The organism is Bradyrhizobium australafricanum (assembly GCF_020329495.1).
GTDB lineage: Bacteria > Pseudomonadota > Alphaproteobacteria > Rhizobiales > Xanthobacteraceae > Bradyrhizobium > Bradyrhizobium australafricanum.
On record NZ_JAGKJL010000012.1, the window covers coordinates 1 to 15,754 of the forward strand.

A 15,754-nucleotide genomic window follows, 5' to 3' on the forward strand; every position below is an offset into this window, starting at 1 on the left:
GTTCAAATAGCCGTAAATGTAAAGCTTGAGGAGCACCGAAGGGTGATACGACGGCCGACCAGTCGCCGCAGGCTCCACCCCCTTAAAGCTCATCCCGGCCAAATCGAGCACCTCGACAAATGCGTCGATCACCCGCACAGGGTTGCTCTCGTCAATGAAATCATCGAGGCATTCGGGCAACAGCGTCCGCTGCCCACGGTCCGCCTCTTCAACGAAGCGCCTCATCGATTCCCCCAAAGAATCAGAGGAGAATCATAGCAGCAGCCCAGCGTTTTCACACAGCCAGGGTCATAAGCAGTCGACGACGATCCAGCACGGCAATTACTGCGTCGCCGTCAGAAGCGGACTCTTGTGAGTCCACGCCCTCGTTATCGGCAAGGCTGCGGTGCTGCGAATGATGCGCAATCGCAGCCAATGGTTCGCGCCGGAGGGGAGGTTGATTTCGGAATATTGGAAATATATTGTTGATTTGCCCGACGTGTCAAGTTGCTCGGTCGAACGCCGGCGGCCGTCGGCTCCTTTGCATGGGGTTGTTTTCGATATTTTTGTAGCGCCCGCAAGCGAGAGCGGTGAAGCGCCTCGGCGGCTGGACGTGCCTCGGCTGGCCCAACGTTGATCAGCGGCGCGCGTCGCTCGCGCCGCCGGTCCTATTCGGTCTTGTCGACGTTCCAGAACACCGGCGGCGCCGGGCCTTCCAGCACGCCGGTGAGCGATTTGCGCCAGGCGCTCGGCAAGCGGAACTGGCCGAGCGGGATATAGATCACCTGCTCGTAGGCTTGCTTTTGAATCTCGACCGCGACCTTCTTCTGCTCCTCGGGCGAGGTGGCGCGCGCATAGGCGTCGCGCATCTGCTCGAGCTTGGCGTCTTCGGGCCAGCCGAACCAGGCCCGCTTGCCGTTCGCGGCGATCTGGTTGTTGACGATCGGGTTCATCACCTCGGTCGCGCCGGTGAAGGTGAAGAACAGGTTCCAGCCGCCTTCCTTGGGCGGCTTCTGGCTGGCGCGGCGGCTCACCACGGTCTGCCAGTCCGTCACCTGCGCGTCGACGTTGAAGCCGGCCGCGCGCAACAGCTGCGCCGCGACCGTCGGCGGTCCTTTCAGCGTCTGCACGTCGCCGGGGATCATGATCACGACGGGCGTGCCGTCATAGCCCGAGGCGGCGAGCGCCTTCTTCGCCTCGGCCATGCCGTTGCCCTTGATCAGCGTCTCGGCGCCGGCGTCGCTGGCGAGCGGCGTGTCGCAGGCGAAATAGGAGCCGCAAATCTCGTAGTATTTCGCGTTGCCGACGGTGGCGTCGAGCACGTCCTTCTGGTTCATCGCCAGGAATGCGGCGCGGCGGACCTTGGCGTTGTCGAATGGCGGGTGCAGGAAATTCATCCGGCCCTCGATCTGGAAGCCGAACTTGTTCAGCACGGCCACGGTGAGATCGGAGTTCGCCTCGAGCACCGGCAGCAGGTCGACCGACGGCTGTTCCAGGAAGTCGATCTCGCCGGATTGCAGCGCGTTGATCGCGGTCTGCGCGTCGGGCATCGTGACCCAATCGACGCGATCGACCTTCGCGACCTTGCCGCCCGACAGCCAATCCGGCTTGTCCTTGCGCGGCACGTAGTCGGCATTGCGCTCATAGACCGCTTTCACGCCCGGCTGGAATTCCGCGGTCACGAATTTGAACGGCCCGCAACCGATCTGCTCGGCGATCTGCTTGCCCGGCGCCGTCTCCGCGAGCCGCTTCGGCATCATGAAGGCGACGTAGGAGGAGGGCTTTGCCAGCGACTCCAGCACGAGGCCGTACGGCTCCTTGAGCTTGAGTACGATCGTCTTCGGCCCGCTCGCCTCGAGGGAAGCGGTGAATTCGGCCAGCTTCTGCGCCATGCCGTCGACGGCGGTCCAGCGCTTCAGCGAGGCGATGCAGTCCTCCGCGGTGACGGGCGCGCCGTCATGCCATTTCAGGCCGTCGCGCAGCGTGAAGGTGTAGGTGAGCTTGTCGTCCGAGATCGTCCAGTCCGCCATTTGCGGGCGGACCTTGAAGCTCGAATCGATGCCGAGCAGCGTATCGTAGACCATGTAGCCATGGTCGCGGGTGATGTAGGCGGTGGTGAAACCGGGATCGATGATGCGCAGGTCCGAATGCATCACGGCGGTGATGGTCTTGCCCTTGCCCGCGGCAAGGGCGCGCGATGACAGGATGGCCGGCGCCGCGATGGCCGGCGGTACGCCGGCCGCAAGCTTGAGGAGCGTTCTGCGCGAAACTTCGACCATTCGCCGTCTCCCGATCTGTCATTGCGCCGGCATGCTTCACCAATCCGTTGTTGAAAGCAAGCAAGAGCCGCGCCATCGCGTTCGGTCCGGTTGCGAGGTTGCGCAGCCGTGTGCGCTCACTGCTTGAGCAGGTCGCCGAGCAGGCGTTGGTTCCGGGCTTCGCCGCGCTCAACACGTGCCGACGAGGTTGAGGAGGACTTAACCGGCTGCTGACACTTGTATCGCCTGGGTTAGCCGGGGTTGGACACCTTTCCGGTAGCTTGCCTGATGAGTGTTCGGCGGTCGAACCGCCGCGCCCCTTTGAGAGGCAAGACGCCATGCGCCGCGGTCTGCTCGTTCTTCTCATGTTCGTCGGCATGGCAGTGTCCGGTCAGGACGTACGCGCCGCGGAGTTCGGCACGCGATACAGCTATCAGCAGCTGCAGGACCTGACCGAGAAGGGGCCCAAGGGCGAAGCCCTCGCGCTAGGCTATGTGAGCCTCACGCACTCCTTTATCCTGCCCTACAAGATGACGGGCTACTATGCCCTCATGGTCAAGGGCTCCGGCAAAGACCTCAACGGCCGCCCGCTCAACGTTTACCACGAGCTGTCGCAGGAGAAGATCGAGCAGATGCAGCGTGCCGGCGCGCTGCCCAATCCGCTTCCCCCTTACCGGCGCACGATCTTCGAATACATGTTCGGCTATGTGTTGTGGTGGTGCATTCCGGCGGCGCTGCTCATCATCGGGATGTTCTCGATGCTTGGGATCGGCTCCGGCAAACGCGGTCAGGCCTGACCGATCTGGTTGGCGGCCTCGTCGCGGCGGGTCGCGAGCGCGCCCCAAAGCAAATGCCGCGCGCCGCCGCCGGCACCGCACAAGTCCGCATCCTGCATAGGAGCCTGCGCTTCCTGCCGCACCTCGCAGGCTGTTCGGACCCCGATCCGCCGTGTAGGCTCGCGATCTGCCGGCCAGCAATCAATAAGGCCACATCCCGCAAATCTTAAGGGAACAAGCAGTCGAGGGAGACCGAAAGAACCGTCATGACCGATATCCGATACGTAGCACCGCGCACGCTTGACGAAGCGATTGGCGCATTTGCTGCCGCCGGGAGTGCCGCCCGCATTATGGCAGGGGGCACCGACTTATTGGTGCAAATGCGCTCCGGCCTGGTGCGGCCGGGACTGATCGTCGACATCAAGAAGATCGGCGAGATGACCGAAATCAGCGAAACCGCCGATGGCGGTTTCCGCGTGGGTGCCGCCGTCTCCGGCATGGAGCTCGCCGAGCACGCGCGCTTTGGCAAGGTGTGGCCCGGCGTGCTCGAGGCCGTGAACCTGATCGGCTCGAAGCAGGTGCAGGGGCGCGCCTCCGCCGGCGGCAATCTCTGCAACGGCTCGCCGGCCGGCGACAGCGTGCCGGCGATGATCGCGGCGGGTGCGGTCGTCACCGTGCAGGGTCCGAACGGCCGGCGGGACATGAAGGTTGAGGATGTGCCGGCCGGACCTGGCCGCACCAACCTCAAGCCGGGCGAGATCCTCGTCAGCTTCACCTTGCCGCCGCGGCCGAAAGGCTCGGGCGATGCGTATCTGCGGATGATCCCGCGCACCGAGATGGACATCGCGGTGGTCGGCATCGGCGTCAGCCTGACCTTGAAGGACGGCGTCTGCACCGCGGCCCGCGTCGGCCTCGGCGCGGTGGCGCCGACCGCGCTGCTGGTTGAGCCGGCGGCAAAGGCGCTGATCGGCTCGAAGCTCGACGATGCCGCGCTCGAAGCCGCGGCTGCCGCGTGCCGCGCCGCCTGTCGTCCGATCGACGACAAGCGCGGCACCATCGCCTACCGGACAAAAACCGCCGGCGTGCTGCTCAAGCGCACCGCCGCGATCGCCGCCCAGCGCGCGGGAGGACACTAGCACCATGGCGAAACTGCACGTCACCACCTCAGTCAATGGCGAGCCGGTCGAATTCCTGTGCGAGCCGTACGAGACCATGCTCGACGCGCTGCGCGGGCAATTGGGGCTCACCGGCTCCAAGGAGGGCTGCGCGTCCGGCGATTGCGGCGCCTGCTCGATCACGCTCGACGGCCGCCTGGTCTGCTCCTGCCTGATGCTCGCGGCTGAGGCCGAGGGCCACGAGATCGGGACCATCGAGGGCATGGCCAGAGGCGAGAAGCTGCATCCGTTGCAGCAGAAGTTCCTCGAGCACGCCGCGCTTCAGTGCGGCATCTGCACCTCGGGCATGCTGGTCGCCTCCGAGGCGCTGCTCGCCAAAAATTCCAACCCGACCGAAGAGGAAGTCCGCTTCTGGCTCGCCGGCAATCTCTGCCGGTGCACCGGTTACGACAAGATCGTCCGCGCGGTGATGGAGACCGCGGCTGAAATGCGGCAAGGAATCCCGGAGGCTCGCCCATGAACGTCGTCAACAACAAATGGATCGGCCAGCGCACCATCCGGCCCGATGGCGTCGACAAGGTGACCGGCCGCGCGGCGTTTGCCGCCGACACCACCATGCCCGGCATGATCTGGGGCAAGGTGCTGCGCAGCCCGCATCCGCACGCCCGCATCAGGTCGATCGACACCGCCAAGGCCGAGGCGCTGCCCGGCGTCAAGGCGGTGGTCACATCGCGCGACATCGTCGACTTCACGATCGAGAAGGGCGCCGTCATGCTCGGCATCCAGGACATGCGCTGGATGTGCCGCAACGTGATGGCGCGCGACAAGGCGCTGTTCCCCGGTCATCCCGTCGCCGCCGTGGCCGCGACCACGGAGGCGATCGCGGCAGAAGCCTGCAAGCTGATCGAGGTCGACTATGAGGTGCTGTCCTGGGCGATCGAGATCGACGACGCGCTGAAGGCGGATGCGCCGATCCTGCACGAGTTCAACAGATTCGACGGCAAGCCCTCGAACATCATGGGCCGCCTCGAATCCAAGAAGGGCGACATCGCGCAGGGCTTCAAGGATGCTGAAGTCGTCATCGAGCGCTCCTTCACCACGCGCCCGGTGCACCAGGGCTATATCGAGCCGCATGCCTGTCTGATCTCGGTCGCGGCCGACGGCAAGACCACGATCTGGTCGTCGAGCCAGGGCCAGTTCATGGTGCGCGCGATGACCTCGATGCTGACCGGCATCCCGCAGAGTGACATCCGCGCCATCCCCGCCGAGATCGGCGGCGGTTTTGGCGGCAAGACCATCGTCTATCTCGAGCCGCTCGCGACCTTGCTCGCCAGGAAATCCGGTCGCCCGGTGAAGATGGTGATGACCCGCGAGGAGGTGATGCGCGCGACCGGGCCGACCTCGGGCTCGAAGAGCACGGTGAAGATCGGCGCCAGGAAGGACGGCACCATCGTCGCCGCCCATGGCAGCTTCTATCTGCAGGCCGGCGCCTTCCCGGGTTCGCCGATCCGCGGTGCGGTCGGGTGCAGCTTCGCGCCCTATGACATCCCGCATGTGCTGTCGGAGGGGTTCGACGTCTGCTCCAACCGCTCCAAGGTCGCGGCCTATCGCGCGCCCGGCGCGCCGATCGGCGCCTATGCGGTGGAATGCGTGCTCGACGAACTTGCCGAGGCACTCAAGATGGATCCGCTGGCGCTGCGGCTGAAGAACGCGGCGAAAGAAGGCACCAAGGCCGCCCACGGCCCGGTGTTCCCGCGGATCGGCTATATCGAGACGCTGGAAGCCGCGAAGAACCATCCGCATTATGCCGCGCCGCTCGGCAAGCTGCAGGGCAGGGGCGTCGCCTCCGGCTTCTGGTTCAACGCCGGCGGTGAATCCTCCGCGCAGGTCAACATCACCGAGGACGGCAACGTGGTCGTCACGACAGGGCATCCCGACATCGGCGGTTCGCGCGCCGGCATTGCCAATATCTGCGCCGAGCTGCTCGGCATCGACTACAAGCGCGTCTCCGTCATCATCGGCGACACCCAGACCGTCGGCTTCTCCAACCTGACCGGCGGCAGCCGCGTGCTGTTCGCCTCCTCGATGGTGGTGACGCAGGCGGCCGACAAGGTGATCGCGACCTTGCGCGAGCGCGCGGCGAAGGTCTGGGAGATCGACCCTGAAGCCGTGAAGTGGGAGAACGGCGCCGCGCATCCGGTGAGCCCGAATGCCGGCCAGTTCGAGCCGCTGACGCTCGCCGATCTCGCCGAGAAGGCGCCGTCGCAGGGCGGTCCGATCGGCGCCAGCGTGCAGCTCAACACCCAAGGCGCCGAGGGCGGCTTCGGCACCCATATCTGCGACGTCGAGGTCGATGTCGATCTCGGCATCGTCCGCGTCGTTCGCTACACCGCCGTGCAGGATGTCGGCCGCGCCGTGCATCCGAGCTATGTCGAGGGCCAGCTGCAGGGCGGCGTCGCGCAGGGCATCGGCTGGGCGCTGAACGAGGAGTACATCTACAACAAGGACGGCAAGGTCGATAATCCCGGCTTCCTCGATTATCGCGTGCCGGTCTGTTCGGACCTGCCGATGCTTGATTGCGCGCTGGTCGAGGTGCCGAACCCGAAGCATCCGCAGGGCGTCAAGGGCGTCGGCGAGGTACCGCTGGTGCCTGTGATGGCCGCGGTCGCCAACGCCGTCCACAACGCGCTCGGCAAACGCTTCTACAGTCTGCCGATGTCTCCGCCGAAAGTGTCGGAGGTGCTGGACGCACCGGCGCAGCAGGCCGCGGAGTAGGGAACGTAGGGCGGGTTGCGGTTCGCAAGCCGCCCTGCGGTTCTACAGCGGTTACCGTGTAGCCCGGATGAGCGAAGCGATATCCGGGGGGAGAGCTTCCCGCATGTTGCGGAGCCCGTCATCGGGCGCACGTTCGTGCGACCCGTTGGCTCATGCGGGCTACTCGCCGCATCAGGCTCACCGTGAACGGATGAGGATGACCCACCCCGACGAGCTGTCCGCCTACATGATCTTCGGCCGCAGCGATTGGGCGGCTTTGCGCGCCAGCACGTCGCTGACGCTCTCGGACGCCGATCTCGCGGCATTGCGCGGATTGAACGAACCGATCAATTCCGCCGAAGTCAGCGACGTCTATCTGCCGTTGACGCGCTTGTTGAACCTGCATTTCGCGGCGGCGGGCAACCTCGCGCACGTCAAGGCGGAGTTTCTCGGCCGGCCGGCACGCCGTTCGCCCTACATCGTTGCATTGGCCGGCAGTGTCGGCGCCGGCAAGAGCACCTTTGCCCGCGTGCTGTGCGCGCTGCTGGCCCGCTGGGCCGATCATCCGCGGGTCGAGCTGGTGACGACCGACGGCTTCCTGCACGCCAACGGCGTTCTCGAAGAGCGCGGGCTGATGCGGCGCAAGGGTTGTCCCGAGAGCTACGATCTGCCGCGCATGTTGCGATTTCTGGCGGCGGCGAAGGCGGGCGAACGCGAGCTCGAGCTGCCGGTCTACTCGCATCTGATCGGCGATATCGTGCCGTCGGAACGCCAGGTCATCCAGCAGCCTGATATCCTGGTCTTCGAGGGCCTCAACGTGCTGCTGGCGCGCGGCACGGCGCCGGTGGTGGTGTCGGATTTCTTCGACTTCTCGATCTACCTCGATGCCGACGAGGCCGACATCCAGTCATGGTATGTCGAACGCTTCCTCAGATTGCAGCCGACGGCGTTCCGGAATCCTGCCTCCTATTTCCACCACTACAGGGACCTGCCGCCGGGTGACGCGCGCGAGGTCGCGGAACGGCTGTGGCGCGAGCATCATCGCGCCAATCTCAGGGAGAACATCTTGCCGACGCGGACGCGGGCCGACGTCGTGCTGCGCAAGCGCTTCGACCATTCGATCGGCGAGGTCTGGTTGCGCGAGACATAGCAAGCATAGATGTAGCCCGGATGAGCCAACGGGTCGCGCGAACGCGCCCGATGACAGGCGCTGCGATATCCGGGAGAAGGTTTTCCCGCATGTCGCTGCGCTCATGCGGGCTACTTATCGACCGCCCGGTCGTTGCATTAGTTCGTGGAACGGGCCGCGATCCTCGCGCTTCCTATGGCGCTCTCAACTTCTCGGAGCTCAGAACTAAGAACCCTAATCTTATTTGATAGATCATCGATCTCTGCCGGACTTATGAGCTTCGTTTGATAGGGTAGCTTCCCCGCCTCAGGCGTCGCCGTCCTAAGCATAATATAAACTTGGTTTTCCAAGCTTCGCCCAATCGGATTATGCAGCAGCTCATTTCGACCTTCTGCCAACCGACGATAATTCTTCAGCGCACTGCGAAGACTCGCTTGCAGGTCCTCGGTCATGAACGGCGCTATCTTCGCGAGCTTATTTAGTACGTCACATTGGGTACGAGTTGCCTTAAAGAAGCTGAAAACGGTCACCGCGATAGTCAAGTTCGTATCCGTGAGGTGACTGAACGTCCAGGCAAGAATCGACTCCACATGGGTCCAATTATTAGAGCATCGCCCTATTGCTGATGCCATGACTGGATCGTCATCTACGGGATGAGACATGAAATTGGCTCGATGAAATTCAACACCCTGCACCACAAATTAGCGCTGACAATTCTCGGTAAGCAAGCAGCAATGGCTGCGCTAGCGCGGGCTATCCGTTACCGCAACTCCTTCCCCAGCTGCGCCAACACCGTCTCGCAGGTCATCAAGTCCAGATGCCCGCCGCCCGCGTTCTTGAAGAAGGTGATGTCGCTATCCGACAGCCGGCCGGCGACCTTGCCGCCGGCGAGATCGTAGTGATCGCCGAGCACATCGGTCTCCTTGATCGCGCCGCTGGCGATCGGCTGCAAAATGTCGCCGACGCCGTCGAAGGCGGATTCGCGGCGGTCGACGAAGATGCGCGAACGCCGCGCCGCCTCGTCGTCGGACTCGCGGGTCTCCGGGGTGAAGCCGCCGACCAGATCGAGATGGGTGCCGGGCCTTAAATTGGCGCCCTTGACCAGCGGCTCGCGCGAGCGGGTGCAGGTAGTGATGATGTCGGCCTCCCGTGTCGCGGCGTCGAGATCGCTGACGGCCTCGGCCGCGATGCCATCGCCTTCCAGCAGCGCGGCGAGTTCCTCGGCGCGTTCAACTGTCCGGTTCCAGACCCGCACCCGCTTCAGCCGCGGCCGCACGGTGCGGTGGCCGCGCACCAGCCAGCGCGCCATCTCGCCGGCGCCGACCACCAGCAGCGTCTCGGCATCCGGCCGCGCCAGCTGTTTGGCGCCGAGCGCGGAATCCGAGGCGGTCTTCCAATGGGTGATTTCGGCGGCGTCCATCACCGCGAGGGGCCGCCCGTCATTGCCGTCGAACAGCACGCAGACCGCCTGCACCGCCGGCAGCTTGCCGTGGGCGAGATTGCCGGGAAAGCTGGTGTAGAGCTTGGTCATCATGAAGCGGCCGGCATCGACCGCGCTGCGCGTCACCAGCTGCTGGCCCTTGTCGTCGCCGAGATAGCCGTCGTGCACCGCGATCTTCGGCCGCCGGTGCGCGGCCTCGATCGCCTCGATCAGGATCGGAAAGCTCAGGACGCGGTTGACCTCGCTGTCGTCGACGATATGCACGTGGTATCTCCTCTGGAGCGCCCCTCGCGCTCTCGCCGGGCGTCCCCCAAACTGTCCGGACTGGATAGCGCGTGGGGACGGCTAGTCAACCGGACATGCACCGCCGGGCGTCCCTTGCTATCCTGCGGACCTGATTCTCTCGCAGGTTCTCGCAAGCCGTGGTTGCATTCATCGTCGCCGTCCTGATCTTCATCCTGCTCGGCGGCGCCGCGCTTGCGACCATGGCGATCCATGCCCGGCTCGCCGATCATCACCGCAGCGACGAGACCAATACCTCGGTACGCCTGGTCGCGACGCTGTTCGTCACCATGCCGTCGCTGCTGCTCGGCCTGATGATGAACAGTGCCGCCAACACCTATGTGGCGGTCGATCGCAATTTGCACGTCTTCGCCACCGACCTCATCCTGCTCGATCGCAGCCTGCGGCCGCTCGGGCCGAGCGCCGAGGAGCCGCGCAAGCGGCTGCTCGCCTATGTCGAGCAGGTGCTCAAGGATGTTCCGATCTCCAGGGCAAGCGCGGTGTCCGAGCGCCTGCTCGACGAGGTCGGCACCAGCCTGCGCGAGCTGCGGTTCGACGACGAGCAGAAGGTCGCGCTGTGGAACGACGCGCGCTCGGTCTATCGGCAGGCGGTGCAGCAGCGCTGGACCTTTGTCGAGCAGTCCGACGGCTCGTTTCCGTCGCCGCTGATCTGCATCCTGGTCGGGTGGCTGACGCTGATGTTCGCCACCCTCGGCTTTCGCGCGCCGCGCAACGCAGTGGTGATCTCGACCACGGTCGCCGCCGCGGCGCTGATCTCGGCCGCGATCTACCTGATCCTCGAAATGAGTACGCCGTTCTCCGGCCCGATCCAGCTCTCCGACCGCCCGCTGGTGCGCGCGGTCGAGGAAATCAAACGATAGCACATTCGGTGTTGTAGCCCGGATGAGCCAACGGGTCGCGCGAACGCGCGCCCGATGACAGGCTCCGCGATATCCGGGGCGGCTCCCGCATGTCGCTCCGCTCATGCGGGCTACGGGACGGTATCGGCACGCGCCTCCGGCTTTATTCCCCTCGCATTGATCGCCGTCCCGAAAATTCTTCGCGCGCCATCAGCGGAATAGTGCGTGCCCTCCGGCGTCCTTACGCATGCAAGCCATTTGCATTCGAACAGGAGACATCATGAAGACATCGATCTCGCTCGCGCTCGCCACCGCCGTGTCGCTTGCGTTCGCCTCGACCGCCTTTGCCGCGCCGCCGACCAAGACCGGAACCACCGCGAAGGGCTCCGTCCTCACCGACGCCAAGGGCATGACGCTCTACACTTTCGACAAGGATTCGGAGGGCAAGTCGGCCTGCAACGGCCCGTGCGCGACGAACTGGCCGGTCTTGAAGGCGGAAGCCAGCGACAAGGCCGAAGGCGGCTACACCATCATCTCGCGTGACGACGGCTCCAAGCAGTGGGCCTACAAGGGCAAGCCGCTCTATACCTTCGCCAAGGACCAGAAGGCCGGCGACATCACCGGCGACGGTTTTCTCAACGGCGCCTGGCACCTCGCGCAGCCCTGAGGCTTGCAGGTGGATTGAGGGTAGGGCGGGTTAGCGCAAGCGTAACCCGCCATCTCTCCGCGCGCGAAACATGCGGCGGGTTGCGCGGAGCCTGCCTGCGGGCGGACCCGCGGGCGGACCCGTTGGCTAACCCGCCCTGCGATCCTGCCTGAGGCGACGATCGCGCCTCACGCCCTGCGCTTCAGCGCCATGCCCATGCTGATCCAGCTCACGCCGGCGCAGATCAGATCGACGCTGAGGAAGATGCCGAGCACGTAGAGGCTCGAGACCGGCCAGCGCGCCAGGATCATGGCGCCGAGCACCAGCGTGATCAGGCCGGAGATCGCGACCATTCCCCACGGCGCTTCCGAGTTCATGCCGAAGGCGAGGAAGATGCGGACGATGCCCGACACCACCAGCGCGATGCCGAGGAACAGCGTCAGCGTCGCCGCGGCGAGCAGCGGGTTCTCGAAGGTGATGAAGCCCGCCACGACATAGAGCGCGCCGAGCAGCAGCCAGAACAGGAATTTGCCCCAGGTCTTGAACTGGAACGCGTTGATGATCTCGGCGACGCCGGCAACGATCATCATGGCGCCGACGAACAGCACGCTGACGACGGTGGCGAAGAAGACGCTGCCGAAGGCGAGCACGCCGGCGATCAGGTAGATCACCCCGAGGGCGACGATCCAGCCCCACTTGGCGCGGAGGTTGGAAAGCCCGGATCCGAGGCTGTGAGGAGGTGTGGCGGGTGAGCTGGACGCAGTGGACATCGTATCGCTCCCGAATACTTGATGAAACCATGCTACCATAGGTCAAGGCCCGGACAAGGGCGGGTGCGCAGCTGGCACGAAATGCATGCTGGCACCAAAGGCGCCGCGACACGTTGATTCAATTCGTCCGGCGTGTTGCCGCGCAGCATTCGTCGGTTTTGACGATGGCCGGCCCGCATCGGACGATGGACTGTCCGAACCGCAGCGCAAGCGGTCCGGATCGCGCATCCACAGAGGAGGTCGACATGCCCGCCACGCACGACAAGGATCACGTCTACAAAATCCTGGAACTGGTTGGATCATCGGACAAGAGCATCGAGGCGGCGATCGAGAACGCCGTGAGCCGCGCGTCAAAGACGATCCGGGAAATGAAGTGGTTCGAGGTGGTGCAGACGCGGGGCCATATCGAGGACGGCAAGATCCGGCACTACCAGGTGGCGCTGCGCGTCGGCTTTACGCTGGAGTAGGGCGTTCAGGTCGCTTGCGCCTTGCAGCCTGCAGGATTGCTCGGGACCCATGGGTGCGATCGGCATCCGGCTTTCCCTGCGCCCTCTGTCATCAGAGCGGCGAAACGAAATGAAAAACTCGCGCTGCAGAGGCCGCGAGAATGCCGGTGTATGACTCACCGGCCGCGCAACACATTCGCTGTCGTCCCGGCGAAGGCCGGGACCCATAACCACCGAAGGTGATTATTGCGCGACGCTGGGGCCACAGCCTTCCTTGCCAATCCAATCCTGTGGTTATGGGTCCCGGCCTTCGCCGGGACGACGAATGTGGAAAAAGCGGTGCGGCCGGCCCCCTTCACCGTCGCGACAGCGGCGCGGGGGGCGGTGGGGCGGTGGCGCCGGCGGCGAGGGAGCGCTGCACCATCATGGTGTCGGACCAGCGGCCATAGCGATAGGCGACACCGGGCAAATGCCCGACGCGGGCGAAGCCGAAGCGGTCGTGCAGCGCGAGCGAGGCGGCGTTGTCGCTGTCGATGTAGCCGATCATCTGGCGGAAGCCGGCGGCGGCGCAGGTATCAATCAGCTCCTGCAGCAGCCGGCCGCCGACGCGCTGGCCGGTAAAGCGGTGATGCACATAGATCGAATGCTTCACCGTGTAGCGGTAGGCCGGACGCTTGCGAAACAGCACGACATAGGCATAGCCGACCACTTCGCCGTCACAGATCGCGACGAGGTGGGGCAGGCGGGTGTTGCGCAGATTCTTGCGGCGGTCGCGCAGATCGTCGGGCTCCGGCGTGCCGCTGTCGTCGACGCTTTCCTCGACGCCGCGGCGGATATGGTGGCGGTAGATCGACAGCATGGCGTCGACGTCGCTGTCGCGGGACGGGCGGACGGTGATCTTGTGATCATTCTCCATTGTGTTGCGCCCGTTCGCCTATTCGGACACGACATAGGTGTAGAAGCGGACGCGGCCGGAGTCGTCGATCTCCTTGTAGATGCCCTGGACCTCGACCTCGAAGCCGGGGAACGCATTGAAGCTCGCTTCGAACATCTTCAGATAATCGATCATCGGCTTGCTGCGTTCCGACAGCCGCTCGCCGGGCACGATGGTGGCGATGCCGGGCGGGTAGACCACGAACGGCGTCGCGGCGACGCGGCCGAAGATCTGGTCGATCGGCAGATAGTCGACATCGTTGCGGATGAGATATTGTGCGGCCTGGCGCGGCGACATCGCGATCTCGGGCAGGTGCTCGGGCAGGAATTGCCTGGCCTGCAGCGTGCTGACGCCGCCGTCGCGGAAGAAGCGGTGCATGTCGCCGCAGAGGTCGCGCAGCCGCACCCCGCTATAGCGTTGCGGGCGGCGGCGGAAGAATTCGGGGATGACGTCCTCGATCAGCGCGTTGTCGTCGTGCAGCTTCTTGAAGGCGACGAGCCCCGACACCAGTGTGCCGGCCTTGCTGGCCTCGACGCCGGGCGTCAGCAGGAAAAGCAGGGAGTTGAGGTCGTTCTTCTCGGCGACGATCTGGTTCTCGCGGAGATATTGCGCCACCACCGGCGCGGGGATGCCGTGATCGGCGTAGGCCCCGGTGGCGTGATCGAAGCCCGGCGTCAGCAATGTGAGCTTGTTCGGGTCGGTCATGGCGAAGCCCGCGGTCAGCTCGGGGAAGCCGTGCCAGGTTTCGCCCGGACTGAGCTGCCAGTAGGACGGATTGGTCGCGAGCTGATCGGTCGAGATCGTCTCCCAGGCGACATTGTGCACGCCGTTCTCGCGCGCAACGTCGGGGATCATGACGCGGTCCGGCACGAACGGCTCGAAGAACCAGCGCCGCTCGGGGCGCGTCTCCTTCTCCTCGAACTCGCGATTCACGGCGCGGATCTTCTTGCGCAGCTCGATGCCGAGCCGGATCGTGTCGTCCCACAAGACTTCGCCGGAGCGGCCCTTCATCATCTGCGCGCCGACATCGAGCGAGGCGAAGATCGGATAGAATGGCGAGGTCGAGGCGTGCTGCATGAAGCTTTCGTTGAAGCGGCGGTGCTCGACCCGGCGCTTCTGGCCCTTGATGTGGCGGTCGCGGATGTGGATCTGCGAGGCCTGCGAGAAGCTCGCGAGCTGCTTGTGGGTCGATTGGGTCGCAATGATGCCGGGGGCCTCGGGGCCGAGATCGGACAGTCCCATGGCGAAGCGGCCGGCATAGATCGGGTGGAATTTCATGAAGCCGGCCCAGGCCTCGTCGAACAGGATGTAGTCGCAGAGATGGCCGATCCGCTTGAGGATCATCTCGGCCGAGTGGATGCTGCCGTCATAGGTGCACTGCTCGACCACGGCGACGCGGAACGGACGCTCCTTCTTCCAGGCGTTCTCGTCCTTGACCAGCGGGTGCTTGCGGATGTGGTCGCGCAGCGCGCCCTCGTCGAGCAGGTCCCAGCGCATCGGCCCGATCAGGCCCCAGGCGTTGCGCACCGTCGGCACGTAGACCGGGATGCCGCCGCCGATCAGCAGCGCGCCGTGATGCGCGGCCTTGTGGTTGTTGCGGTCGAACAGCACGAGGTCGCCGTCGGTGACCAGCGAGCCGAGCGCGACCTTGTTGGAGGTCGAGGTGCCGTTGAGCACGAAGTAGGTCTTCTCGGCGCCGAAGATCCGGGCCGCCTCCTTCTGCGCCCGCAGCGCCGGCCCTTCGTGGGTGAGGAGGTCGCCGAGGTCGAGCACGGAATTGTCGAGGTCGTCGCGGAACACCGCTTCGCCAAGGTGTTCGACGAACACCCGTCCGATTGGGCTGCGGCTGTAGAACACGCCGCCATTGTGGCCCGGGCAGGTCCAGAGCTGGTTGCCTTCCTCGGCATAGTCGACCAGCGCGCCGAAGAACGGCGTCTTCAAATTCTCGGCATATTGCTTCAGCCTGGAGATCAGGTTCTTGGCGATGAAGGGCGGGGTTTCCTCGGACAGGAACACGTAGCCGTCGATGAAATCGAGCACCTCGACCGGCAGGTCCTCGAACCGCTTGCGCCGGATCAACAGGATGATCGGGAAGTCGAGGCCGCGCCGGCGCATCAGGTTGATCAGCGCCGCGGTCTTGCCCTCAAGGCCCTTCTTGCCCCAATCGACCACCATGCAGCCGATCGCGGCGTCGGTCTGCACCGCGATCTCGGCATCTTCCAGCTTGCGGGCACGAACCACCTCGAAGCCGGAGCGCTCGATCTCGGCGATGATCTGGTTGAAGCGGATGCCCTCGAGGTCGTCGGCCTCGAACACCGGCGCAGCGAACAGGAAGTTGAAGCGTTTGAAATAGTCCATGCGTGT

The 15,754-nt window shown here is 64.9% G+C and carries 14 protein-coding genes; 8 read left to right on the plus strand and 6 right to left on the minus strand.

The window, feature by feature from the left end; translation table 11 throughout:
• Both J6525_RS12980 and J6525_RS12985 read right to left on the minus strand, forming a co-directional pair.
• The coding region (locus J6525_RS12980; RefSeq protein ID WP_512699758.1) for a transposase at positions 1-225 on the minus strand (225 nt) is incomplete at its 3' end.
• Positions 226-647: 422 nt separating this feature from the next.
• Positions 648-2,258: an ABC transporter substrate-binding protein gene (locus J6525_RS12985; protein WP_376708494.1), complete on the minus strand. Its 1,611-nt coding sequence runs from the start codon at positions 2,256-2,258 to the stop codon at positions 648-650.
• 317 nt (positions 2,259-2,575) lie between these two features.
• On the opposite strand from J6525_RS12985, the gene J6525_RS12990 reads away from it, so the two are divergent.
• The 5 genes from J6525_RS12990 (at position 2,576) to coaA (ending at position 8,032) form a co-directional block, all read left to right on the plus strand.
• Positions 2,576-3,034, plus strand: coding sequence for a hypothetical protein (locus J6525_RS12990; RefSeq protein ID WP_225644855.1), 459 nt, complete (start codon positions 2,576-2,578; stop codon positions 3,032-3,034).
• Positions 3,035-3,288: 254 nt separating this feature from the next.
• Entirely contained in the window at positions 3,289-4,149 is an 861-nt protein-coding gene (locus J6525_RS12995) for an FAD binding domain-containing protein (RefSeq protein ID WP_028336137.1), read from the plus strand.
• Between the two features lie 4 nt (positions 4,150-4,153).
• Positions 4,154-4,648: a (2Fe-2S)-binding protein gene (locus J6525_RS13000; RefSeq protein ID WP_225644857.1), complete on the plus strand. Its 495-nt coding sequence runs from the start codon at positions 4,154-4,156 to the stop codon at positions 4,646-4,648.
• The gene (locus J6525_RS13005) at positions 4,645-6,903 is read left to right on the plus strand and encodes a xanthine dehydrogenase family protein molybdopterin-binding subunit (RefSeq protein WP_225644859.1); all 2,259 of its coding nucleotides are present in this window, start codon (positions 4,645-4,647) and stop codon (positions 6,901-6,903) included. Before J6525_RS13000 ends, J6525_RS13005 begins: the two co-directional genes overlap by 4 nt.
• A 190-nt stretch (positions 6,904-7,093) precedes the next feature.
• On the plus strand, positions 7,094-8,032 hold the full coding sequence (coaA, locus tag J6525_RS13010) for a type I pantothenate kinase (RefSeq protein ID WP_376708495.1): 939 nt from the start codon (positions 7,094-7,096) through the stop codon (positions 8,030-8,032).
• Positions 8,033-8,771: 739 nt separating this feature from the next.
• Here coaA and J6525_RS13015 read toward each other — a convergent pair.
• Positions 8,772-9,716 (minus strand): ornithine cyclodeaminase family protein, encoded by a 945-nt coding sequence (locus J6525_RS13015; RefSeq protein WP_225644862.1) that lies wholly within the window; start codon positions 9,714-9,716, stop codon positions 8,772-8,774.
• Between the two features lie 158 nt (positions 9,717-9,874).
• On the opposite strand from J6525_RS13015, the gene J6525_RS13020 reads away from it, so the two are divergent.
• Complete coding sequence (locus J6525_RS13020) at positions 9,875-10,615, plus strand: bestrophin-like domain (protein ID WP_092082196.1); 741 nt, start codon at positions 9,875-9,877, stop codon at positions 10,613-10,615.
• Positions 10,616-10,874: 259 nt separating this feature from the next.
• Positions 10,875-11,261, plus strand: a complete 387-nt coding sequence (locus J6525_RS13025) for a COG4315 family predicted lipoprotein (protein ID WP_225644864.1) — start codon at positions 10,875-10,877, stop codon at positions 11,259-11,261.
• A gap of 167 nt (positions 11,262-11,428) precedes the next feature.
• Here J6525_RS13025 and J6525_RS13030 read toward each other — a convergent pair whose 3' ends face one another.
• Complete coding sequence (locus J6525_RS13030; protein ID WP_057017581.1) at positions 11,429-12,010, minus strand: HdeD family acid-resistance protein; 582 nt, start codon at positions 12,008-12,010, stop codon at positions 11,429-11,431.
• Between the two features lie 245 nt (positions 12,011-12,255).
• On the opposite strand from J6525_RS13030, the gene J6525_RS13035 reads away from it, so the two are divergent.
• Positions 12,256-12,477 (plus strand): dodecin, encoded by a 222-nt coding sequence (locus tag J6525_RS13035; protein WP_026192947.1) that lies wholly within the window; start codon positions 12,256-12,258, stop codon positions 12,475-12,477.
• A gap of 334 nt (positions 12,478-12,811) precedes the next feature.
• On the opposite strand, the gene J6525_RS13040 is transcribed toward J6525_RS13035, so the two are convergent.
• Positions 12,812-13,372 carry a GNAT family N-acetyltransferase gene (locus J6525_RS13040; RefSeq protein ID WP_225644866.1) on the minus strand — a complete coding sequence of 187 codons (561 nt, stop codon included), beginning with the start codon at positions 13,370-13,372 and terminating at the stop codon, positions 12,812-12,814.
• An 18-nt stretch (positions 13,373-13,390) separates the two neighbouring features.
• Positions 13,391-15,748 (minus strand): Orn/Lys/Arg family decarboxylase, encoded by a 2,358-nt coding sequence (locus J6525_RS13045; RefSeq protein WP_225644867.1) that lies wholly within the window; start codon positions 15,746-15,748, stop codon positions 13,391-13,393.
• Between the last annotated feature and the right edge of the window lie 6 nt (positions 15,749-15,754).